The 20,892-nt window shown below is 64.5% G+C and carries 19 protein-coding genes; 7 read left to right on the forward strand and 12 right to left on the reverse strand.

The window, feature by feature from the left end:
* The first annotated feature begins 33 nt into the window (after window positions 1-33).
* Window positions 34-525 (forward strand): VOC family protein, encoded by a 492-nt coding sequence (locus MMB74_RS26195; protein WP_277431520.1) that lies wholly within the window; start codon window positions 34-36, stop codon window positions 523-525.
* 89 nt (window positions 526-614) lie between these two features.
* On the opposite strand, the gene MMB74_RS26200 is transcribed toward MMB74_RS26195, so the two are convergent.
* The 12 genes from MMB74_RS26200 to MMB74_RS26255 all read right to left on the reverse strand — a co-directional run bounded on the left by MMB74_RS26200 (window position 615) and on the right by MMB74_RS26255 (window position 13,841).
* Entirely contained in the window at window positions 615-1,268 is a 654-nt protein-coding gene (locus tag MMB74_RS26200; RefSeq protein ID WP_277431521.1) for an AAA family ATPase, read from the reverse strand.
* Between the two features lie 108 nt (window positions 1,269-1,376).
* Entirely contained in the window at window positions 1,377-1,766 is a 390-nt protein-coding gene (locus MMB74_RS26205) for an AraC family transcriptional regulator (RefSeq protein ID WP_277431522.1), read from the reverse strand.
* Window positions 1,763-2,926 (reverse strand): FAD-dependent oxidoreductase, encoded by a 1,164-nt coding sequence (locus MMB74_RS26210; protein ID WP_277431523.1) that lies wholly within the window; start codon window positions 2,924-2,926, stop codon window positions 1,763-1,765. Before MMB74_RS26210 ends, MMB74_RS26205 begins: the two co-directional genes overlap by 4 nt.
* Entirely contained in the window at window positions 2,923-4,305 is a 1,383-nt protein-coding gene (locus tag MMB74_RS26215) for an NAD(P)/FAD-dependent oxidoreductase (protein WP_277431524.1), read from the reverse strand. Before MMB74_RS26215 ends, MMB74_RS26210 begins: the two co-directional genes overlap by 4 nt.
* Window positions 4,290-4,604 (reverse strand): (2Fe-2S)-binding protein, encoded by a 315-nt coding sequence (locus MMB74_RS26220; RefSeq protein ID WP_277431525.1) that lies wholly within the window; start codon window positions 4,602-4,604, stop codon window positions 4,290-4,292. Before MMB74_RS26220 ends, MMB74_RS26215 begins: the two co-directional genes overlap by 16 nt.
* Complete coding sequence (locus MMB74_RS26225) at window positions 4,601-6,436, reverse strand: ABC transporter ATP-binding protein (protein ID WP_277431540.1); 1,836 nt, start codon at window positions 6,434-6,436, stop codon at window positions 4,601-4,603. The genes MMB74_RS26220 and MMB74_RS26225 overlap by 4 nt, the downstream gene beginning before the upstream one ends.
* An 8-nt stretch (window positions 6,437-6,444) precedes the next feature.
* Window positions 6,445-7,359 carry an ABC transporter permease gene (locus MMB74_RS26230; RefSeq protein WP_277431526.1) on the reverse strand — a complete coding sequence of 305 codons (915 nt, stop codon included), beginning with the start codon at window positions 7,357-7,359 and terminating at the stop codon, window positions 6,445-6,447.
* Window positions 7,356-8,312: an ABC transporter permease gene (locus MMB74_RS26235; RefSeq protein ID WP_277431527.1), complete on the reverse strand. Its 957-nt coding sequence runs from the start codon at window positions 8,310-8,312 to the stop codon at window positions 7,356-7,358. The genes MMB74_RS26230 and MMB74_RS26235 overlap by 4 nt, the downstream gene beginning before the upstream one ends.
* 85 nt (window positions 8,313-8,397) lie before the next feature.
* Window positions 8,398-10,017, reverse strand: a complete 1,620-nt coding sequence (locus tag MMB74_RS26240; protein ID WP_277431528.1) for an ABC transporter substrate-binding protein — start codon at window positions 10,015-10,017, stop codon at window positions 8,398-8,400.
* 142 nt (window positions 10,018-10,159) lie between these two features.
* Window positions 10,160-11,437, reverse strand: coding sequence for an FAD-binding oxidoreductase (locus MMB74_RS26245; RefSeq protein ID WP_277431529.1), 1,278 nt, complete (start codon window positions 11,435-11,437; stop codon window positions 10,160-10,162).
* A gap of 39 nt (window positions 11,438-11,476) precedes the next feature.
* On the reverse strand, window positions 11,477-12,145 hold the full coding sequence (locus tag MMB74_RS26250; RefSeq protein WP_277431530.1) for a haloacid dehalogenase type II: 669 nt from the start codon (window positions 12,143-12,145) through the stop codon (window positions 11,477-11,479).
* 217 nt (window positions 12,146-12,362) lie between these two features.
* Window positions 12,363-13,841, reverse strand: a complete 1,479-nt coding sequence (locus tag MMB74_RS26255) for an aldehyde dehydrogenase family protein (RefSeq protein WP_277431531.1) — start codon at window positions 13,839-13,841, stop codon at window positions 12,363-12,365.
* A gap of 338 nt (window positions 13,842-14,179) precedes the next feature.
* Between MMB74_RS26255 and MMB74_RS26260 the strand changes: the two genes are divergently transcribed.
* From MMB74_RS26260 to MMB74_RS26285, 6 genes are all read left to right on the forward strand, one after another.
* Window positions 14,180-15,040, forward strand: a complete 861-nt coding sequence (locus MMB74_RS26260) for a GNAT family N-acetyltransferase (protein ID WP_277431532.1) — start codon at window positions 14,180-14,182, stop codon at window positions 15,038-15,040.
* A gap of 8 nt (window positions 15,041-15,048) precedes the next feature.
* Window positions 15,049-15,978 (forward strand): glyoxylate/hydroxypyruvate reductase A, encoded by a 930-nt coding sequence (locus MMB74_RS26265; protein WP_277431533.1) that lies wholly within the window; start codon window positions 15,049-15,051, stop codon window positions 15,976-15,978.
* 159 nt (window positions 15,979-16,137) lie between these two features.
* Window positions 16,138-17,535 (forward strand): aspartate aminotransferase family protein, encoded by a 1,398-nt coding sequence (locus MMB74_RS26270; protein ID WP_277431534.1) that lies wholly within the window; start codon window positions 16,138-16,140, stop codon window positions 17,533-17,535.
* A gap of 43 nt (window positions 17,536-17,578) precedes the next feature.
* Window positions 17,579-18,070, forward strand: coding sequence for a winged helix-turn-helix transcriptional regulator (locus tag MMB74_RS26275; protein WP_102607783.1), 492 nt, complete (start codon window positions 17,579-17,581; stop codon window positions 18,068-18,070).
* Window positions 18,071-18,175: 105 nt separating this feature from the next.
* Complete coding sequence (locus MMB74_RS26280; protein WP_277431535.1) at window positions 18,176-19,264, forward strand: tartrate dehydrogenase; 1,089 nt, start codon at window positions 18,176-18,178, stop codon at window positions 19,262-19,264.
* A gap of 92 nt (window positions 19,265-19,356) precedes the next feature.
* On the forward strand, window positions 19,357-20,829 hold the full coding sequence (locus MMB74_RS26285) for an NAD-dependent succinate-semialdehyde dehydrogenase (RefSeq protein ID WP_277431536.1): 1,473 nt from the start codon (window positions 19,357-19,359) through the stop codon (window positions 20,827-20,829).
* The last annotated feature ends 63 nt before the right edge of the window (window positions 20,830-20,892 follow it).

Below are 20,892 nucleotides of genomic sequence, written 5' to 3' on the forward strand. Positions count from 1 at the left end.
ATCTCACGCGGTTCTATTCGCAAGGAGACGGAGATGATCAAACTCAGCCACAAGATTGCGCCCTTTCTTTGGTTCGATACCGAGGCCGAAGAAGCCGCCCGCTTCTACACGTCGCTCTTCGACGACAGCCGTATCGTCACCGCGAGCCGCTACCCAGACGCCGTGCCCGACAAAGCGGGGTCGGTCATGGTCGTCACGTTCGAGCTTGCCGGTCAACGATTTCATGCGCTCAATGGCGGCCCGCAATACACATTCGACGAATCGATTTCGTTGCTCGTCGAATGCGAAACGCAGGACGAGGTCGACGAACTGTGGACGAAGCTGGGCGAAGGCGGCGAGGAGCGCCCGTGCGGCTGGCTGGTCGACCGCTACGGCTTGCGTTGGCAAGTCACGCCGCGGCGTCTGCTCGAATTCGTATGCGGCGACGACCCCGTTGCGGCCTCCGCCGCCATGCGCGCCATGTTCGAGATGAAGAAAATCGTCATTGCCGACATCGAACGCGCCGTTCAAGCGAGCCGTCGCTGATCGTTCGCATGCGCCGCCGCGAAGATCCGCAGTGACGCCCGGCGCGCTCGGCGCGGCGACCGGTGTTGCTCTGCTCGCTGGCGTTTCGCCTAAACGTTCGCCACGACGAACTGCGCGGCCACGCTTCCCGACAGCACTAGCTCGGCGTTGAGCAGATCGTTGCCGTCCAGCTTCGCGCGCACGGCAGCCTCATCCATCCCGTACCCGCGCCATCTCGCAGCCAGGCGATCGATCAGCACTTCGCGCGGTACGTCGAGCATGACGGTGACGTCGAAGAACCGCCGCAAGGGCGCCCATGCGGGATCGTCGAGCAGCAGATAGTTGCCTTCGACCAGGATGCACCGGGCCGAGGCCTGGATGATTTCCGCGCCCGCCCGCGCGATCTCAAGGGAGCGGTCGAACACCGGAACGGCGATCTCTTTTCCATCGTCGGCGGCGAGGCGTTCGAGCATCGCTTCGAGCCCCCCGACATCGAACGTATGCGGCGCACCCTTGCGGGCGCGTTGGCCGCGCGCCTCGAGCACGCGATCATCGAAATGAAAGCCGTCCATCGCGAGAATGCAGGCGAAACCCGGACGATCGCGGTTCAAACCGTCGCATAGCGACTGTACGAACGTGCTCTTGCCCGCACCCGGCGCGCCGGCGATGGCGATGAGCTGACGCGCGCCGCGCTGCATGGCGCGCACGCGCTCGATTAATTGCGCGAGATCGATTCGGCTCTGCGGCGCTGTTGTGTCGTTCACTGCAAACGGCTCCGGTGGGAAGGCTTCGGATGCAGGCGTCATGCCTGCGTTGAGGCGCGCCTGCGATGTGTGCTACCAGCGCCCTAGATTATCAGGCTCGATCGCTCCTTACGCTGAATGCCTTTGATCCATCGCCGCACGCTTGCCCGATGTGCGCTTGGCCTTGCCGAGCGCCGCGCCGCCGGCAGCCACGAAAGCCGTAGGCGTCATACCGCACACGCGCTTGAAATGCCGCCCGAAATGGCTTTGGTCGAAAAAGCCGACTTCGGTCGCGACCGCCACGCTCGGCACGCCGGCCAGCAGCAACGATTGCGCCCGTTTGATGCGCAAGCCGCATAGATAGCGATAAGGCGACGAACCGAAACGCTCGCGAAACACGGTAGCGAAACGCGAGATGCTCAGCGCCGCATGCGCCGCCATCTGCTCGAGCGTGAGCGGTTCGGCGAAATGCGCCTCGATGAATGCCCTGGCTAGGTCAAGCCCTTCTGATCGCGTCATGTTGCACCTACTTTTGCCTGCTTCGCTGCCGCGTTCGCGCCGAAGCGGCCGATCGAAAACTTATCGAGCGCGATAGCCGTTTTGCCCGTCGATATCAATTCGGCCAGCGTTTCGCCCACCCCGGGCCCGATTTGAAACCCCGACCCGCTGAATCCGAAACCGTAGAAAAGACCATCGATCGCCCGGCTCGGGCCGATCACCGGCTCGGCGTCGGGCAAGTAGCCTTCGACACCGCTCCAAGTCCGAATCACATGCAGCGGCGCAAGACCGGGCACGAGCCGCCTAAACTGCGCCATCTGGCGCACCGTGTTGAGCGGCGCGACGCGGGCGCGGTTCGTTTCGATGCTGGCCGGACCATGCGGCCCGCCGCCGAGAATCAGGTTGCCGCGCGGGATCTGGCGGAAGTAGACGCTTTCCGCCTTCACCGAGGTGAACACGCCCATCGACGAATGAAACACGTAAGGCACCGGCTCGGTCACCGCCATTTGCGGGCCGCGCGATTCGAGCGGAACGGGCTCGCCAAATTGCGAACTGAGCCGGTTCGCCCATGCGCCCGCGCAAATCACGAGTTGAGCGCTGCGATAGATCCGACCCGCGCTATCTTCGACCCGAAAGCCCGCACCCTCATGTTCGACGCGAACCACCTCGACGTTTTCATGCACGTCGGCGCCCAGCCTGCGAGCGGCCCGGCCGAATGCCGGCGCCGCCAGTCGCGGGTTGGCGTGGCCGTCCAACGGCGAGACCGACGCCGCCAACACTTCGCGCCCCAGAAACGGAAAGCGCTCGAACAGCCCCCGTCCTTGCAACACTTCGAGATCGAGCCCGCACTCGCGCGCCTCGGCTGCATAGCGCACGAACGTATCGACGTCCTGTTCGTGGTAGCACACGCGCGTGTGTCCGCTGGCGAGAAACTCGACGTCCTCGCCGAGCCATTCGGCGGCATGCCGCCACGTGGTCAGCGCTCGATTGGCAAGCGGCAATTGCTCTAGCGCCCGCCCTTGCCGCCGAATGCCGCCGAAGTTCACCCCGCTCGCTTGTTGGCCGGTCAGCCCTCGTTCGAGCAAGCGCACCGATTGGCCTCGGCGCCGCAGGAAAAACGCAGTCGTCGTTCCGACGATGCCGCCGCCGACGATCAGGACATCCGATTCGAGCGTCTTCATGCTTCGGAGTCCTCGACGATTGCCATGGGCAGCGGTTTCACCGGCGCTTGCGAGCGCAGCCTGCCCACTTGCACGAGCGGCACGCCCGCCTCGGCTGCAATGACCTCGGCCGCGGCATGGCCGCAATAGCGGCCTTGGCATCGCCCCATGCCCACTCGTGAAAATGCCTTGGCGCGATTCGCTTCGCTGGCCCCCGTCGCGCGAACGACTTCGCGCAAGGCGCCCGCCGTAATCGCTTCGCAGCGGCACACGATCGTATCGTCAGGCAACCGCGCGGCTTGCTGGGCGGGCCACGGAAACGCCCGCCGCAAGCCATCGGCGAAGCGCGTGTATCGAGCGAGCGCCTTGCGCAATGGTTCTGCATCCGCCCCTGGCCCGTTCGTCTGCAGGCCCAAATCCCGCAAAACGGCCAACGCAGCCATGCGCCCCGCACGCTCGGCCGCATCGGCCCCGCGTACGCGGGCGCCGTCGCCTGCGAGATAGACGCCCTTGACGCTGCTGCGCCCGTCTTCGTCGATTTTCGGCAGCCATTGCCTGCCGGCGTCGTCGAACTCGAAGGCACAACCGGCCAGATCGGCCAACTGCGTTTCAGGACGCAAGTGGTACCCCATCGCGACCGCGTCGCAACGCAGTTCGAGCCGGCTGCCGTCCGCTTGCTCGGCTACGACGCCGCATACGCCGTCTTCGGCCGTGCCGAGGATTTCCAGAGGCCGCACGCCGCAATGCACGGGCACGCGCGCCTTGCGCAGCACGCGCAGCAATTTCAGCCCTTTCACGACGGCCGAAGGAACCGCGAGCATCGCCGGTAGCGCTGCATAGCGCTCGCGCGCCTTCGACGTATCGAGCACCGCAACGAGATTGGCGCCCGCCTTCACGTACTGAGCGGCAAGCAGATAGAGCAGCGGCCCGCTACCGAGCAGAATCGGGCGGCTGCCGATGGCGCAGCCCTGCGATTTCAATGCGATCTGCGCGCCGCCCAGGCTGTAAGTGCCCGCGTATTGCCAGCCTTTGACCGGCATCAACCGATCGGTCGCGCCGCTGCAGACGATGAGCGCATCGAAGGCGAGCGCGCGATATCGCTCGCCCGCAACGAGATGGATTTCGCCGGGCGTGACGTTCCAGACGAGCGTCTCGGGCAAGTACTCGATGTGGCCTTTCAAGGCATCGAAGCTTCGGTGCAACGCTTTGGCGCGAGCGGCCTCCGTGCCGTAGAGCGTCTCGTACGAGCGCGTGAAGCCTTCGGGTTGCCGGCGATAGATCTGGCCGCCGTCTCGTCTTCCCTCGTCGACGACAACTGGGCGATGCCCGGCTTTCACGAGCGCTTGCGCGGCGCGCACGCCCGCGGGGCCCGTTCCGACGATGACTATGCGCGCGGCCATACACCCTCTCCGGCCGCCGCCAGACGTGTCACGAGCGACATCCCCGGCGCGGCGGGCGTCGTGCATGCGCGCAGACGCGTGCCGTCGTCACACCACACCCAGCAGTCTTGACACGCGCCCATGAGACAGAAGCCCGCACGGCGTCCATCGCCGAATTCCGAATCGCGCACCGCACGCACCGAGCCGAGCAATGCGACGAGCACCGTATCGCCCTCGGCGGCTTCACATGCGACGCCGTCGACTTTGATCGTGAACGTCTTTCGCCCGCGTTCCGCTACGCGCACGAAGCGTCCGTTCATGCCGCGCCTCGCAACGGCTGAAGCAGCTTCAATTCATCGGCCGAACGATGGCAGAGAATCTGCGCGCCGGAAGGCAGCACTCTCACCGGCGGCTGCACGGCATTGCATTGTCCTTCCACCCGCGCGGGGCAACGCGCCCGGAAACTGCAGAGTCCTTCCGCTTCGCCCGACGCGCTTTCCGACAGCGGCGGCAGCGCACAGTTGCCGACGTTGCGATGAGCGTCGAGCCAGCCGCGCTTGAGTGCAGGAACCGAATCGACGAGCAGCTCGGTATAGGGGTGATGCGGCGGTTGGTCCAACAGGCGGCGCTGTCCCGCTTCCACGCGTCGACCTGCATAGAGCACGACCACGTCGTCGCAGATCGAGCGCACCGTGGAGATGTCATGACTGATGAACATATACGACACGCCGAGCTCGCGACGCAACTCGCGCAGCAAGTCCAGAATCGCTGCGCCCACTACGGTGTCGAGCGCCGACGTCACTTCGTCGCACAGGATCAGCGACGGCTCGGCGGCCAGCGCTCGCGCAAAATTCACACGTTGCTTTTGTCCGCCGGACAAGCCCGAAGCCCGCCGCACGGCCGTCGATGCCGGCAACTTGACCAGATCGAGCAATTCGCCGATGCGCCGCTGCGCGGCCGCGCCGCGCAAGCCCTTATAGAATGCCAACGGGCGGCCCAATATCTCCGCAACCGTATGGCTCGGGTTCAGCGCGGTATCGGCGTTCTGAAACACGAGCTGAATCCGGCGGTATTGATCGGCCGTGCGCCCGTGCAATCCGGACGACAAAGGCTGCCCCTCGAACAGCACCTCGCCGCTCGTGCGCTCAACGAGCCCGGCAACGACGCGCGCGAGCGTCGTCTTACCCGACCCCGACTCGCCGATCACGCCAAGGGCGCTGCCGCGCGGAATCGACAAGTTCACATCGTCGAGCACCCGCACCGCGGGGTTGCCATGGCGATCGACACGTCCGTAGCCCGCCGAGAGGCCTCGAATCTCGAGCAACGGTACGCTGGGCGCGGCCGCAGCCGCTTGGCTGGACGCAGCGCGCCCCTCCCGACCCGCCGATGCAGCCAACAGCGCTCGCGTGTAAGCATGCGCGGGCGCGTCGAGCACTTGATCGACATCGCCGCACTCCTGGACTTCGCCGCCGTTGAGCACGACGATCCGATCGGCCATCTGCGCCACCACCGCCAAATCGTGCGAGACGTAGACCGCGGTCGTGCCCAGCTCCTTGATCACGCGTTTGAAGGCGACCAGCACTTCAATCTGCGTCGTCACGTCGAGCGCCGTGGTCGGTTCATCGAAAACGATCACCGCCGGATCCGTGATCAACGCCATGGCGGCCATTAGGCGCTGCAACTGCCCGCCGGACACTTGATGCGGATACCGCTCTCCGATGTGCTCGGGATCGGGCAGCGCCAATGCGCGAAAGAGGGCGACAGCCTTAGCGCTCGCGGCCTCGCGCGTCATCAAACGATGCAGCAACGCCGGCTCGATGACTTGATCCATCACGGTGCGCGCCGGATTGAACCCGGCGGCCGCGCTTTGCGCCACGTACGCCACGGTGCGGGCGCGCAACGTGCGCCGGCCCGCTTCATCGAGGGAAAGCACGTTGGTCCCGCCTACGCGCACGCTCCCGCCCGAGAACGCGCACCCTTGCCGCGTATAACCGAGCAGCGACAACGCGATAGTCGTCTTGCCCGAGCCCGATTCCCCGATCAGCGCCAGCACTTCGCCTTGCTTCACGGTGAAATCGACGCCCTTCACGATTTCCGCGGCGTCCCCGCCAGGGCTACCGGCTACGATGCGCAAGCCCTTCACCTCGATCATGACGTCGCTCACGGCCGTCCTCCTTGTCCGAATCCGGCATGACGCCGCAAGCTGTCGATCAGCAAATTCATTCCGACGGTCAGCGTCGCGATGGCGATCGACGGCATCAACACAGCCGGCGCCGCTTGCGACAAACCACCGATGTTCTCGCGCACGAGCGAGCCCCAATCCGCGTTGGGCGGTTGCACGCCCAGGCCGAGGAAACTGAGGCCGCTGAGCAGCAGCACGATGAAGACGAAGCGCAAGCCGAAATCGGCCAACACCGGATGGATCATGTTCGGCAGCACTTCGACGCGAGCGATGTACAGCAAGCGTTCGCCGCGAGCACGCGCCACGAGCACATATTCGAGCGTCATCAAATTGACTGCGAGAGACCGCGAAATACGGAACGCGCCGGGAATGTAAGCCACGGCCGCCACCAGCGTCAGCATCGGAACCGACGAGCCGAACGCGGCGATGGCAACGAGCGCCAGCACTTTGCTCGGGATCGAGATCAATGCGTCGAAGAGGCGGCACATGACCTCGTCCACCCAGCGCGGCGACACGGCGGCAACGAGCCCCAAGCACGTGCCGATGCCGCTCGCGAGCACGGCCGCTGCCAGGGCGAGCCCGACGGTATAGCGCGTGCCGTAAAGAATCCGGCTCAACATGTCGCGGCCCAAATAGTCGGTGCCGAACGGATGAGCGGCGCTAAAGCCGGCGAAGCTCAGCGTCGACGCAAGCACGCCTTCTTTGTAGGGCGCGAGCATCGGGCCGAACACGGCCATCGCCAGCCAGAAGCAAACGAGCGTCATGCCGATTCTTCCGAGCCAGGACAAGCGAGCGCGGCGCGGACGGCGCGCCGGGGCCGCCGTCTCTGCCTCCGCGTCGTCGTAGATCTGGGTGCCGGGGTGCGGAATCGAGGATTGAATAGGGCGACTCATCGTTGACGGAGCCTCGGATTGGAAAGGATCTGACATAGGTCTGCCATCAAAACAAGAGCGAGATACGCTGCGCAGAACACCATGACGCAGCCTTGCACGAGCGGCATGTCGCGATTGGTCACCGCGTCCACCATCAGGCTCGCGAGTCCCGGGTAGTTGAAGATCGATTCGACGATGACCACGCCGCCGAACAGGTACGACAAACTGAGCGCCACCGCATTGGCGATCGGGCCGATCGCATTGGGCAGCACGTGACGCCACACGACGCGCACTTGCGATGCACCCTTCAGGTAAGCCATTTCGACATAGCCTGAATTGAGCTGGTCGAGCACGGCCGCCCGCGTCATGCGCGCCATTTGCGCGACGAGCACGCAGCACAGCGTCATGACCGGCATCGCGTAGATGCGCACGATATCGCTGAACGACGACACCGAAGACAGATACGACAGCGCCGGGAGCCAATGCAGATTGACGGCGAAGATCAGTACGGCCACGGTCGCGACCAAGAACTCGGGCACGGCCACCGTCGAGAGCGTCACGATATTGAGCGCCCGATCGATCCAGGAGCCGCGAAACATCGCCGAAAAGATCCCGATCGCGAGCGCGATCGGCACCGAAACGACCGTCGTCAACCCTGCGAGCATCAGCGAGTTGGGCAGGCGCGTTCGGATCAGTTCACTGACGGGCAGGCTATTGGAGAGCGACATGCCGAAGTCGCCTCGCACGACATGCGCAAGCCACACCAAATAGCGGTGCAGCGCCGGTTGATCCAAACCGAATTGATGCCGCAGCGCCGCCACGGCCTCGGGCGTCGCGGCCTGGCCGAGCGCCTCCTGCGCGGCGTCACCCGGCAGCAGACCCGTCATGGCGAATACCAGCGCCGAGACAATCAGCAACGTTAGCAACGCAAGGCCGAGGCGGCTCGCAATCAGCCTATAAGCTTGACGTTTCATTTACAGGCCTCTCCTTCGATCTCGTGCATGGCGTTCTCAGTCTCCTCCTTTTTATGCGCGCCCGGCGCATTGCGCCGGGCATCGCTCAGGCTTCCAGCCACACATGCTCCGCGAACGCGAAGCCCATGAGCCCCGCCAGCGGAATGGAGCCGAGCCCTTGCAGCTTCGTCGTATGGGCATCGAGCGAGCTCAGGAACATCGGAATGCCGAGGCCGCCCTTTTCATGCACGAGCACCTGCATATCGCCGTAGATCTTCTTGCGCTTGGCTTCGTCCGGCTCGCCGCGCGCCGCAACGAGCATTTGGTCGAACTGCGGATCTTTCCAGTTCGCTTCGTTCCAGGGCGCGTTGGACGCGAAGAACTGCGTGAAGAGCATGTCGGCGGTCGGCCGGGCGTTGATGTTGCCGTAGCTGAGCGGGTGCTTCATCCAGTGGTTGGACCAATAACCGTCGGCGGGTACGCGCATCACCTGCAAGTTCAGACCCGCTTGCGGCGCGGCCTGCTGCAGCAGCATGGCCATGTCGACGGAGCCGTCGGCGGCCGGGGAAGCATAGACTTGCATCGGCGTGCTGCCGAGCTTGGCTTTCTTGAAGTGGAACTTCGCCTTCTCGGGATCGAACGGGCGCTGCGGCAGCCCGGCGAAGTAGTACTTGTTGGTCGGGTCGATCGGTTGATCGTTGCCGATCGCGCCGTAGCCTTGAAACACGGCTTGACGCATCTGATCGCGGTTCTGCAAATGCATGAGCCCGAGACGGAAATCTTGATTGCCAGTGATCCCGCCCTCGTTGCGAATGATGAGGTCGGTGTATTGCCCCGTTTTCGTTTCGAGCACGGTAAAGCCTGGCGTGGCTTTGATGCGGCCCGTCGATTGCGGGTTCACCTGATTGATGAGCTGCACGTCGCCCGAGAGCAGCGCATTGACGCGCGCCGATTCGTCCGAGATGCCGATGAGCTCGATCTCGTCCAGATGCGGCAAGCCCGGCTTCCAGTAATGGTCGTTCTTCACCACGACCGTATGCACGCCCGGCGTGAATTCCTTGAGCTTGAACGGGCCCGTGCCGATGGCGGTCTTCGAGAAGTCTTTGGTGCCGTCCTTCACGATGAGGAAGTGGGCGTCGGCGAGAATCACGGGCAAATCGGCATTCGGGCCGGACAGCGTGATCGTCAGCTCGTTCGGGCCCGTCGCCTTGACATCGCTGATTTGATCGGCAAGCGTCTTGGCCTTCGAAGCCGTGGCCGGATCTTTATGGCGCAGCAGCGAATAGGCCACGTCGGCCGGCGTGAGCGCCTTGCCGTCGTGGAACTGCACGCCGGGGCGCAACTTCACGACCCATACCTTGGCGTCCTGCGTATCGAACGAAGTGGCGAGCGCCATCTTCGCGCCGAGATGTTCGTCGAGCTCGGTCAAGCCGTTGTAGATCATGTTGCAGCGAACATAATCGGTCGCCAACGCCCCCTTCGCGGGGTCGAGCGTGTCCGCCGTGGACGACGATTGCGTCGCCACGCGAATCTTGCCGCCCTGCTTCGGCTTGGCTTGCGCCTGAGCGGCCGTGCTCGCCACGAGCAAGCCGCCGCCCGTCACCGACACGAGCCCCGCCGCCACGAGCGCACGTAGCGCGTCGCGGCGCGATGCGCCCTTCGCGGTCAATTGCTCGAGTGTGGTCTCGGCTCCGACAGCACCGTATTGTGAGGTGTCCTTTTTCATTTCACTTCTCCGCGAAGTAAGCCAAGGCTGGCAAAAAACAGTTAACCGGCGGTCAACTAGAAGGTTTTAATACGCCTTTACGTTCAACGAAGGTTTTCCGGCCTTCGCTGCAACGACTGTGAGCGCGCTCGTCGGCCCGATCTCAATAAAACACGTCTTTGATACGGTAGTAGGCGCCGACGATCGGCAGAAACCAGGGTTTGCCCGTGTGGCCGGGAATCGCGGGCCACGGTAGGTCGCGCCATGGATTGGCGTCGGTGCGGCCATCGATGACGTCGGCCATTACCTGCCCCATATGCGTCGACATCTGTGTGCCATGCCCGCTGTAGCCCAGCGAGAAATACAAGCCATCGTGCTGCCCGGCTCGCGGCAAGCGGTCCGCCGTGATGTCGACCAGCCCCCCCCAGCAGTAGTCGATGCGCGCCTTCGCCAATTGCGGGAACATCTCCGCGAGGTTGCGCTGCAAAATGCGCCCGCTCTTTTCGTCGGACGGCCGCTCCGACGCCGTGAAGCGTGCCCGGCCGCCGAACACGAGCCTTGTGTCGGCCGTCACACGAAAGTAGTTGTGCATCAGGCGCGTCGTCGTATAGGCGCGCCGCTGGGGAAAGATGCGCGCCACCGCTTCGGCGCCGATCGGCTCGGTCACGATGATGAACGACCCGACCGGTGCGAGCCGCCGCCGATACCATGCGAACGGGCCATGCTTGGACGGCCCCGTCGCGATCAGCACGTTCGTTGCGGCAAGCTCGCCACGGTCGGAGACGACGCGATATCCGCCCCCGCCTTGCTTGACGATCGCCGTGACAGGCGCATGCTCGTGCAAGGTGGCGCCGTGCCGGCGCGCCGCCTGCGCGAGGCCAGCGGCGAACTTGCCCATATGCATCTGCCCGCCATGGCGCTGCAGCAAACCGCCGTAGAACCGCTCCGACTGCACCTCGTCGCCGATCCGCGAGGCATCGATCAGTTCGATGTTTTGATCGACTTCACGATGAATCAACGCGGCAGTTTTCGCCAGATGTTCGTAATGCTGCGGTTTGGCGGCGAGCTTGAGCTTGCCTGTTGCGAGATAGTCGCAATCGATCGCTTCTTCTCGAATCAAGCGCTCCACCGTATCGACCGCCGCCGCGTAAGCGAGGTAGTAGCTGCGCGCACGGTCGATACCCCGTTGCGCCGCGAGCGCCGCGAAATCCTGTGCGACACCGGTGTTGACCTGGCCGCCGTTGCGGCCCGACGCGCCGCCGCCGATACGCCCGGCATCGAGCAATGCCACCGTCGCGCCGCGCCGCGCGAGCGCAACGGCCGCGGACAACCCCGTGAAGCCGCCGCCGATGACGGCGACGTCCACGCGGCCCTGCACGGGCCCCTCGTTGCCGAGCGGCGTGGCGGGCGCGGTATCGAGCCAGTAGGACTCTAGCTTCATCGTGACGTTCCTCGGTTCAATGGCGGCACCATCGCACGATCACAGGCCGAGCAGGGACGCGAGCTGCGGGATGCCGTCCACTTCGTGGTACTCGTAATACGGCGTGGAGGGCTCATGTCCACGGTTGACGAACGCTTTGTGCTTGATGCCCAAGTCGTGCGCCGTCATCAGGTCGTAGCGCAGGCTCGACGACACGTGCAAGACGTCTTGCGGATTGCAACCGAGCTTGTCGAACATGTATTCGAAGCCTTGCATGCGCGGCTTGTACGACTGCGCTTGCTGGGCGGTGAACACCGCATGAAACGGCGCACCGAGTTTGTCGACGTTGCTCTGGATCTGGTCGTTCGATGCGTTCGACAAAATCACGAGCTTGTATTTCTTGGCGAGACGCGAGAGCCCTTCCGGCACGTCCGGATGGGGGCCCCAGGTCGGCACGGCCAAATAGAAGCTTTCCGCTTTTTCTTCGTCGAAGGGCACGCCCACGCGCTTGCAGGCCCGGCGAAACGCATTGACGACGACGTCACGGTAGGGTTTCCACGCACCCAGCACCTCGTCTAAGCGGTAACCGGCGAATGCACTGACGAGGCTTTCGAGTTGGGCCGAATCGAGTTCCTTGCCATAAAGCTCGCGTGTCATATCCGCCATACGGAATCGCGTCAACGTGCCGTAGCAGTCGAACGTGATGTATTTCGGCTCGAAATCGATCATCTCAATGCATCCTCTGGTAAGTTCATCCGTTATCGGTTGCTCGCGAGCCGCCGCGTGGTTGCGCGAAAGCTCACGCCTAAGAACGATTTAATCAATGCAAAAACAAAGATGTCTCTAAAGTGGTCGCTGCCCACGACATAAAGCGCGTGTTTTGCATCGGTTCGACAGCAGAGTCTGCGGCGCGCCCGCCAGGCTTGCCTCCGGGCGCGCTCGCCGCTCAGTCGTTCAAGTCGATGAGGACGCTTTTGAAGCGCAAATTGGCTTCGTAAGCCTCTTTCCCGAGATCTTTGCCGATACCCGAGCGCTTGTAGCCGCCCGTCGGAATGACGAAGTCGTTGCTGCGCCCGTAACGATTGACCCAGACCGTGCCCGCATCGAGCGCTCTGACGAAACGCAGCGCGCGGCCCAGGTTCGCCGTATGGACGCCGGCGGCCAGGCCGTAGTCGGGATGGGCGGCCAGCGCCAGCGCTTCGTCTTCCGATTCGAACGTCTGCACCGTCAACACCGGGCCAAAAATCTCCTCCCGCACCGCGGCGGAATCGGCCGTCACGTTTTCGACGATGGTCGGCATGTAATAGGCGCCTGCCTGGTCTGTCGTCGCTCTGCGCGCGCCGCAGCGCGCTTGTGCGCCATCGTCGAGCGTCGCCTGCACGATCGCATCGATGCGATCGGCTTGAGTGGGAGAGATGATAGGCGCGAGATTCGCATGCGCATGCCAAGTCGCGCCCGCTTCGAACCCGCGGAAGATCTGCGCGACGCGCTCGACCAGCGGCTCGGCGATCGAGCGCTCGACGATGAGCCGCGATCCGGCCACGCAGACTTGCCCAGCGTTGGTGGTGATGGCGGACGCGATGCGGCGCGCGACCTCCTCGATCCGCGGCGCATCGGCGAAGACGATCTGCGGACTCTTGCCGCCGAGTTCGAGCGTAACGGGCTTCGTTCCCGATAGCGCGCAGGCGGCCATGATCGCGGCGCCCGTCCGGGTCGACCCCGTAAACGTCACCTTGCCGATGAGCGGATGCCGCACGAGCGCATCGCCCGTCGTGCGGCCATCGCCTTGAACCACGTTGAAGACGCCGGCGGGCACGCCCGCCTCGATCGCCAGCTCCGCCAACCGTAGCGCAGAAAACGGCGTCATTTCCGAGGGCTTCAAGACGACGGCGTTACCCGCGGCAAGCGCGGGGCCGATCTTCCATGAAGCCATCACCAGCGGAAAATTCCACGGGGCGATCGCGCCGACGACGCCGATCGGCTCGGCAATCGTCATGCCTAGATGCTCGCGGTCGGTCGGAGCAACTTGTCCGCCGATCTTGTCGGCGAACTCAGCATAAAAGCGAATGCCTTCGGCGGTGAACGGAACGTCCCATGCGAACGCGTCCCGGACGGGCCGAGTCGAGCCGAGCGCTTCCAACGGCGCCAGCGTCTCGGCATCGGCGGCGATGAGATCGGCGAAGCGGCGCAAGATGCGCGCGCGTTCGCGCGGCGGCATCGTCGCCCATCCGCTCTTGCGCCATGCATTCCACGCGTTGTCGACCGCGTAAGCAACGAGGCTCTCGTCGCCGATCGGCACCGATGCATAGATTTGCCCATCCGATGGGCGAGCAACGTCGAGTGTCGGGCCTTGCGCGTCGAGATACGCGCCGCCGATGAAATGGCCGCTGCGCACTGCAATCGCATTGGGGTCGAAGGTGTTCACGGCATTCGCTCCGTCTTGGCATGGCATCCGGCCAGCGAGCCGTTGCCGTAGATCGATCGGTCGAGCGTCGGCGCGGTTGCGCGTTCGCTCCATGACGAAGATCGTAAGACGAGCGCCACAGCATATTGCATCGACAAAATTACCGAGACCGCACAACGCAAGCGTCGTTGCGCCGCATAGCAGCGAGATTGCATTGCACAAACGGAGCGCCTTAGCTGGCGGGCGATTGCGCGCCGCACTCATGAGCGCGCCAGGGGTAGCCGATAAAAAGATCGTCCTAGTCAACGCTCGCGCCGCATGACACAGTGCTTACCCATCAACATAAAGAGGGGCCTCGCGTGTCCGACTCCATCCATTACAGGCCGTTTACTGTGGCGGACGTCGATGCCGCCCATGCGTTGACGCTCGAACTCAAATGGCCGCATCGCGCCGAGGATTGGCATTTCGTCACCAATCTCGGCGAGGGCTTCGTAGCCGAGCGCGACGGGCGCGTCATCGGCACCGTCCTTTGTTGGAAGTACGGCGAAGATACGTCGTCGCTCGGGATGGTCATCGTCTCGCCTGCTTTCCAGGGCTACGGCATCGGCCGCCGGCTGGCCGAAATGGCGCTCGAAGCGCTCGGCGCCAGGGCGACGGTCCTGCATGCGACGCCGGCCGGCCTCCCGCTCTACGAGAAGCTCGGCTTCGCGCCCATCGGCACGCTCGATCAACACCAAGGCGCGGCGCTACAGCCGCCTTTGTTGCCGTTGCCCGCGCGGGAACGGCTGCGCCCGCTGGGCGTGAACGACACGCCGCGGCTCGTCGAGTTGGCCTCGCGCGCGAGCGGCCTCGATCGTTCGGCCGTGCTGCCCGCGCTGCTAGCCTGCTCCGACGGCATCGGGCTCGACCGCGACGGCGAGTTGATCGGCTTTGCGCTCTTTCGCCGGTTCGGGCGCGGTCGTGCCATCGGTCCCGTGGTCGCACCGCGCGATGCGGATCCGGTGCGGGCGAAGGCGATGATCGGCCACTGGCTCGCTTCCAATCCGGGCATGTTCATTCGCATCGACACACCGAGAGAAAGCGGCCTGACGGAATGGCTCGAAGCGCTGGGCCTCACGCGCGTGGACAGCGTCGTCAAAATGGCGCGCAACGCCGAGCGCATGCCGCCGTCCGACGAAGCGCTCGCGCAGTACGGCATCATCAATCAAGCCATCGGCTGACGCGCGTCATGAGCTTTCTCTATAAAGCCGATCCCGCGCGCGGCGCGGTATGGGCCAAGCTGTTCGCCGAACGCGCGCCCGATATCGCGTTTCACGTCTGGCCCGATATGGGCGGCGACCCAAGCCGGATCCGCTATCTGGCAGCCTGGCAGCCGCCCGACGATCCGATGCGCACGCTGCCCAATCTCGAGGTGCTGTTCTCGGTGGGTGCGGGCGTCGATCAATTCGATCTATCTGGCATTCCCCAGCATGTGCCCGTCGTCCGGATGGTCGAACCGGGCATCGTGGAAGGGATGGTCGAGTACGTCACGCACGCCGTGCTGACCGTCCATCGCGACTTCTTCGACTATGCCGAGCAACAGCGGCAAGCTTGCTGGCGCGAATTGCCGGTGCGCGCGGCCGCTTCGTGCAGGGTCGGCGTCCTCGGGCTGGGCCAATTGGGGACGGCCGTGCTCGAACAGCTGCGCGTGTTCGGCTATCCCTGCGCCGGTTGGAGCCGGTCCGCGCACCGCATAGAAGGCGTCGACTGCTATGCGGGCGAAGAAGGGCTCGATGCGTTCCTCGCGCGCACCGATATCCTCGTTTGCCTGTTGCCGCTCACGGCCGCCACGCACCATCTGCTCGACGCGCGCCTGCTCGCGAAGCTGCCGCGCGGCGCATCGTTGATTCAAACCGGCCGTGGAGCCCACCTCGTTCAAGACGATTTGCTGCGCCTGCTCGAAGACGGCCACCTGCGTTACGCGCTGCTCGACGTCACGACGCCGGAGCCGCTGCCGGCCGATCATCCGCTTTGGCGGCACCCGCGCGTTCGCATCACCCCGCATATCGCGAGCGCGACGCGCCCCGAGACGGCGGTCGAATCGGTATTGGAGAACCTGCGCCGGCATCGCTCGGGACTGCCGATGATCGGGGAAATCGATCGCCGCCGCGGCTACTGACCGACGCAGCGCCGGCCGCCTCTAGCGGTCAGCAGAAAATGCTGACCGCACGCATCAAAACGCTCGGCGCACGCTTTTCACAGGCTTTTTTCGGAAACGAAGCGAGGCGCGCGATCGGTACCATGGATTCATCGATCACACCCGTACGAGCCCGCCACCATGTCGATTTCCTCGCTCATCGAAGCCGACCGCAAGCATCTCATTCATCCCGTCGTCAACTATCGTGCGCATGAGGCGCGTGGCGTCACGATCCTCGAATCGGCGCGCGGCTCGTTCGTGACCGATGCCGAGGGCAACGAGCTACTCGATGCATTCGCCGGGCTTTGGTGCGTCAACGTGGGATATGGCCAGCAAAGCATCGTCGATGCCGCCGCCGAGCAAATGAAGAAGCTGCCCTACGCAACGGGGTATTTCCACTTCGGCTCCGTGCCCGCGATCGAGTTGGCCGAGCAGTTGGTCGCGCGCGCCCCGGCCTCGCTTCAGCATGTCTACTTCACGCTCGGCGGATCCGATGCCGTGGATTCGGCCGTGCGCTTCATCACGCATTACTTCAATGCGACCGGTCGGCCGCAGAAGAAGCAATTCATCTCGCTCGAGCGCGGCTATCACGGCTCGTCCTCCGTGGGTTCCGGCCTGACCGCGCTTCCCGTCTTTCATCGCCATTTCGATCTGCCGCTTCCGCATCAGCATTACATCGCGTCGCCCTACGCCTACCGCAATGATTTCGCCGACGATGCGGCGCTCATCGCCGCGTCGGTGGCCGCATTGGAAGCGAAGGTGGCCGAACTGGGCGCGGAGAACGTCGCCGCTTTCTTCTGCGAACCGATACAGGGATCGGGCGGCGTGATCGTGCCCCCCGTCGGTTGGCTCAAAGCCATGCGCGACGCATGCCGCCGGCTGGGCATCCTATTCGTCGCCGATGAGGTCATCACGGGTTTCGGCCGCACGGGCCCGCTGTTCGCTTGCGAGGCGGAAGGCGTCGAACCGGATCTGATGACGGTCGCCAAGGGACTGACGGCCGGCTACGCGCCGATGGGCGCCGTGCTCATGTCCGACGAGGTCTACCGCGGCATCGCGGACGGCAGCCCAGGCGCGGCGATCGGCCATGGCTACACGTATTCCGCGCACCCGGTCAGCGCGGCGATCGCGCTGGAAGTGATGCGCCTTTATCACGAAGGCGGCTTGCTCGCGAACGCGGCCGCCCTTGCCCCTCGCTTCGCGCAAGGGCTCGACGCGCTGCTCGAGCACCCGCTCGTGGGCGATTCGCGCCACCGGGGCCTGCTCGGCGCGCTCGAGCTCGTCTCCGACAAGGAGAGCAAAGCCGGCTTCGACGCGGCGCTCGCCCTGCCGGATCGGATCGCGGCCGCCGCGTATCGCAACCGGTTGATTTTCCGTGCGTTCGGCGACAACATCCTCGGATTCGCCCCGGCCCTGTCCTATAGCGCCGACGAGTTCGATCTGCTGTTCGAGCGCTTGCGCAACACCCTCGACGAGGTGCTGGGGCAACCGGAGGTGCGAGCCGCGCTCGATCGCCGAACGCGCGTGGCAGCGTGCTAAAGTAATCGCTCACCGTTAGTGGCACGACTTTGGCGACAGCACGATGAGCGGCGATTGCAAGCTTGATCGGATCGACCTACGGATCCTTTCGCAACTTCAGAAACGTGGGCGTATTACGAACGTGGAACTCGCCGATGCCGTCGGCCTCTCTCCCAGTCCGTGCTTGATACGCGTCAAGCGGCTCGAGAAGGCCGGCTACATCGTCGGCTACGGCGCGCAGATCCAGCTCGAAAAGCTCGGCGACGTGCAGATCGTGTTCACGGAAGTCACGCTGGCCGACCACCGTCGCGAGGATTTCATCCGGTTCGTCGCCGCGATCAAGGACGTCGACGAGATCATCGAATGCCACCTCGCGAGCGGCGGCTACGACTATCTGCTCAAGTTCGTGACGCGCAGCGTCAGCCACTATCAAAGCGTGATCGAAGGGCTGCTCGAACGCGATATCGGTATCGAAAAGTATTTCAGCTACGTCATCATCAAATCGCCTTTCGTGAAAACGCACTACCCGCTCGAAGTGCTGTTTCCGCATTCGTAACCTGCGCCGCCTGCAACGCGACCAGCCGATGGCTCATCGACGACGCGCCGGCGCGGGCGGTTGATTTCTCGTTTCGCTCATTACGCTTTTTGGAGGCAAGTCAGAATGACTGGCAAATATCGAATCGCCGTCATCCCAGGCGACGGCATCGGCGTCGAAGTCATGCCCGAGGGGTTGCGCGTGCTGGATGCCGCGAGCCGGCGATTCGGAATCTCGCTCGAATACGAGCACATCGATTGGGCAAGCTGCGACTACTACGAGAAACACGGGCAGATGATGCCCGACGATTGGAAAGCGCAATTGGAGCGCTGCGATGCGATCTTGTTCGGCGCCGTGGGTTGGCCGGCCAAGGTGCCCGATCATATTTCGTTATGGGGTTCGCTGCTCAAATTCCGCCGCGAATTCGATCAATACATCAACCTGCGGCCCGCGCGTTTGTTCGAAGGCGTTCCCTCGCCGCTTGCCGGGCGCGGCCCCGGCGACATCGATTTCTGGATAGTGCGCGAAAACACCGAAGGCGAATACTCGTCGGTGGGCGGGGTTATGTTCGCCGGTACCGAGCGTGAATTCGTCGTGCAGGAATCGATCTTCACGCGCCATGGCAGCGAGCGCGTGCTCAAGTTCGCATTCGACCTCGCGCAACGGCGCTCCAAACGCAAGCTGACGGTCGCCACCAAGAGCAACGGCATCGCAGTCAGCATGCCCTGGTGGGACGAACGTGCCGCCGAGGTGGCGCGCGCCTACCCCGACGTGACGTGGGACAAGCAGCACATCGACATCCTTTGCGCTCGCTTCGTGCTCAATCCGGACCGCTTCGACGTGGTCGTCGCGACCAATCTCTTCGGCGACATCCTGTCGGATTTGGGTCCGGCCTGCACCGGCACCATCGGTCTCGCCCCGTCGGCGAACTTGAACCCCGACCGCAAGTTCCCCTCGCTGTTCGAGCCCGTGCATGGCTCGGCGCCCGATATCGCCGGCAAGAACATCGCCAATCCGATCGCGATGATTTGGTCGGCAGCGATGATGCTCGATTTCCTTGGCGGGCACAGCGGCAAAGAGCGCGAGGCGCACGACGCCATGCTCGCCGCCATCGAAGCGACGCTGAAAGAAGGCCCACGCACGGGCGATCTCGGCGGCAAGGCCAGCACCACCGAGGTGGGCGCGGCCATTGCCGAACGAGTCGCGAACAAGTAAATCCAAAAGGCGGCCTCCGCGCTGCGGTGCGGTGCGGCTGCCGAACCGCCGGAGCGCAACGGCCGGCGCCGATCAGAAGCAGGAGCAGGAGCATGACGAAAACCTTTACCCCCGAAGCCTTGATCCGGACGGAGAACTTCATCGGCGGCCGCTGGCTGCCTGCCGCGGACGGCGCCCGCTTTGCCGTGACCGACCCGGCCGATGGCGCCTTGATCGCCGAAGTGGCGGATAGCCACGCAGCGGACGCGCGCGCAGCCACCGATGCCGCCGCCGCGGCGCTGCCGGCTTGGCGCGATACCCTGCCGAAAGAACGCGCTGAAATCCTGCGCCGCTGGCATGCGTTGATCCTCGCGAACCAGGACGCGCTCGGTGCGCTGATCTCTCGCGAGCAAGGCAAGCCGCTTTCGGAAGGGCGCGGCGAGGTCGCTTATGGCGCTTCGTACGTCGCATGGTTCGCCGAAGAAGCGACGCGCATCTATGGCGACTTGATTCCGCAACAGCACCGCAGCAAGCGCATGAGCGCCGTCAAAGAGCCGATCGGCATCGTCGCCGCGATCACGCCGTGGAACTTCCCGCTCGCGATGATCGCGCGCAAGATCGCCCCCGCCCTGGCGGCCGGCTGCACTGTCGTCGCCAAACCGGCCGAGGATACGCCGTTGACGGCGTCGGCGCTCGTGCTGCTCGCGCAGGAAGCGGGCGTGCCGCCGGGCGTGCTCAATCTGATCACGGCGTCGCGCCAGCGCGGCGTCGAGGCCGTGGCCGACTGGTTGGACGATTCGCGCGTGCGCAAGATCACGTTCACGGGATCGACGGCCGTCGGCAAGCATCTCGCACGCGAATCGGCCGGCACGCTCAAGAAGCTCTCGCTCGAGCTCGGCGGCAACGCGCCGTTCATCGTCTTCGACGACGCCGATCTCGACGCCGCCGTGAACGGACTCATCGCGGCCAAATTCCGCAACGGCGGCCAAACCTGTGTCTGCCCGAATCGCGTGTATGTACAAAGCGGCGTGTACGAGCGCTTTGCCACGTTGTTGGCCGATCGCGTACGAGACATGGCGGTTGGCCCGGCGCGCGAGGCCAACACGCAGATCGGGCCGATGATCAACGCCCGCGCGGTGGACAAGATCGAGCGCCATGTGGACGATGCGCTCGCGCACGGCGCGCGCGTCGTCACGGGGGGCAAGCGTCTGCCGGAGCTCGGCCCGAACTTCTACGCGCCGACCGTGCTCGCCGACGCCAATTCGAGCATGCAGCTATGCGGCGAAGAAACGTTCGGGCCGGTCGTGCCGTTGTTCCGCTTCGAGAACGAGCGGGAAGCGGTCGATGCAGCCAACGCCACGCCGTACGGACTGGCGTCGTACTTCTACACGAACGACATGAAGCGCATCGAACGCGTGTCGCGCGCGCTCGAAGCGGGCCTCGTCGGTGTCAACGAAGGCGCGCTGGCCAGCGAGGCTGCGCCCTTCGGCGGCGTGAAGGAGTCGGGCTACGGCCGGGAAGGCTCGAAATATGGGCTCGACGATTACTTGTCGATCAAGTATGTGTGTCAGGGGGGGCTTGCATAGCAAGCCGCGCCGAGCAGCAAGCGGGGCGATGATGCGGGGCCGGTTCGGCCCGCATCATCGCCC

It is taken from the genome of Trinickia sp. Y13 (genome assembly GCF_029522115.1).
Lineage (GTDB): Bacteria > Pseudomonadota > Gammaproteobacteria > Burkholderiales > Burkholderiaceae > Trinickia.

Excerpts from the sequence above, each read along its gene's own strand:
- MMB74_RS26195 (WP_277431520.1), top strand. The coding sequence starts at position 34 with ATGATCAAACTCAGCCACAAGATTGCGCCCTTTCTTTGGTTCGATACC.
- MMB74_RS26205 (WP_277431522.1), bottom strand. The coding sequence starts at position 1,766 with ATGACGCGATCAGAAGGGCTTGACCTAGCCAGGGCATTCATCGAGGCG.
- MMB74_RS26210 (WP_277431523.1), bottom strand. The coding sequence starts at position 2,926 with ATGAAGACGCTCGAATCGGATGTCCTGATCGTCGGCGGCGGCATCGTC.
- MMB74_RS26215 (WP_277431524.1), bottom strand. The coding sequence starts at position 4,305 with ATGGCCGCGCGCATAGTCATCGTCGGAACGGGCCCCGCGGGCGTGCGC.
- MMB74_RS26220 (WP_277431525.1), bottom strand. The coding sequence starts at position 4,604 with ATGAACGGACGCTTCGTGCGCGTAGCGGAACGCGGGCGAAAGACGTTC.
- MMB74_RS26225 (WP_277431540.1), bottom strand. The coding sequence starts at position 6,436 with ATGATCGAGGTGAAGGGCTTGCGCATCGTAGCCGGTAGCCCTGGCGGG.
- MMB74_RS26230 (WP_277431526.1), bottom strand. The coding sequence starts at position 7,359 with ATGAGTCGCCCTATTCAATCCTCGATTCCGCACCCCGGCACCCAGATC.
- MMB74_RS26235 (WP_277431527.1), bottom strand. The coding sequence starts at position 8,312 with ATGAAACGTCAAGCTTATAGGCTGATTGCGAGCCGCCTCGGCCTTGCG.
- MMB74_RS26240 (WP_277431528.1), bottom strand. The coding sequence starts at position 10,017 with ATGAAAAAGGACACCTCACAATACGGTGCTGTCGGAGCCGAGACCACA.
- MMB74_RS26245 (WP_277431529.1), bottom strand. The coding sequence starts at position 11,437 with ATGAAGCTAGAGTCCTACTGGCTCGATACCGCGCCCGCCACGCCGCTC.
- MMB74_RS26250 (WP_277431530.1), bottom strand. The coding sequence starts at position 12,145 with ATGATCGATTTCGAGCCGAAATACATCACGTTCGACTGCTACGGCACG.
- MMB74_RS26265 (WP_277431533.1), top strand. The coding sequence starts at position 15,049 with ATGAGCTTTCTCTATAAAGCCGATCCCGCGCGCGGCGCGGTATGGGCC.
- MMB74_RS26270 (WP_277431534.1), top strand. The coding sequence starts at position 16,138 with ATGTCGATTTCCTCGCTCATCGAAGCCGACCGCAAGCATCTCATTCAT.
- MMB74_RS26275 (WP_102607783.1), top strand. The coding sequence starts at position 17,579 with ATGAGCGGCGATTGCAAGCTTGATCGGATCGACCTACGGATCCTTTCG.
- MMB74_RS26280 (WP_277431535.1), top strand. The coding sequence starts at position 18,176 with ATGACTGGCAAATATCGAATCGCCGTCATCCCAGGCGACGGCATCGGC.
- MMB74_RS26285 (WP_277431536.1), top strand. The coding sequence starts at position 19,357 with ATGACGAAAACCTTTACCCCCGAAGCCTTGATCCGGACGGAGAACTTC.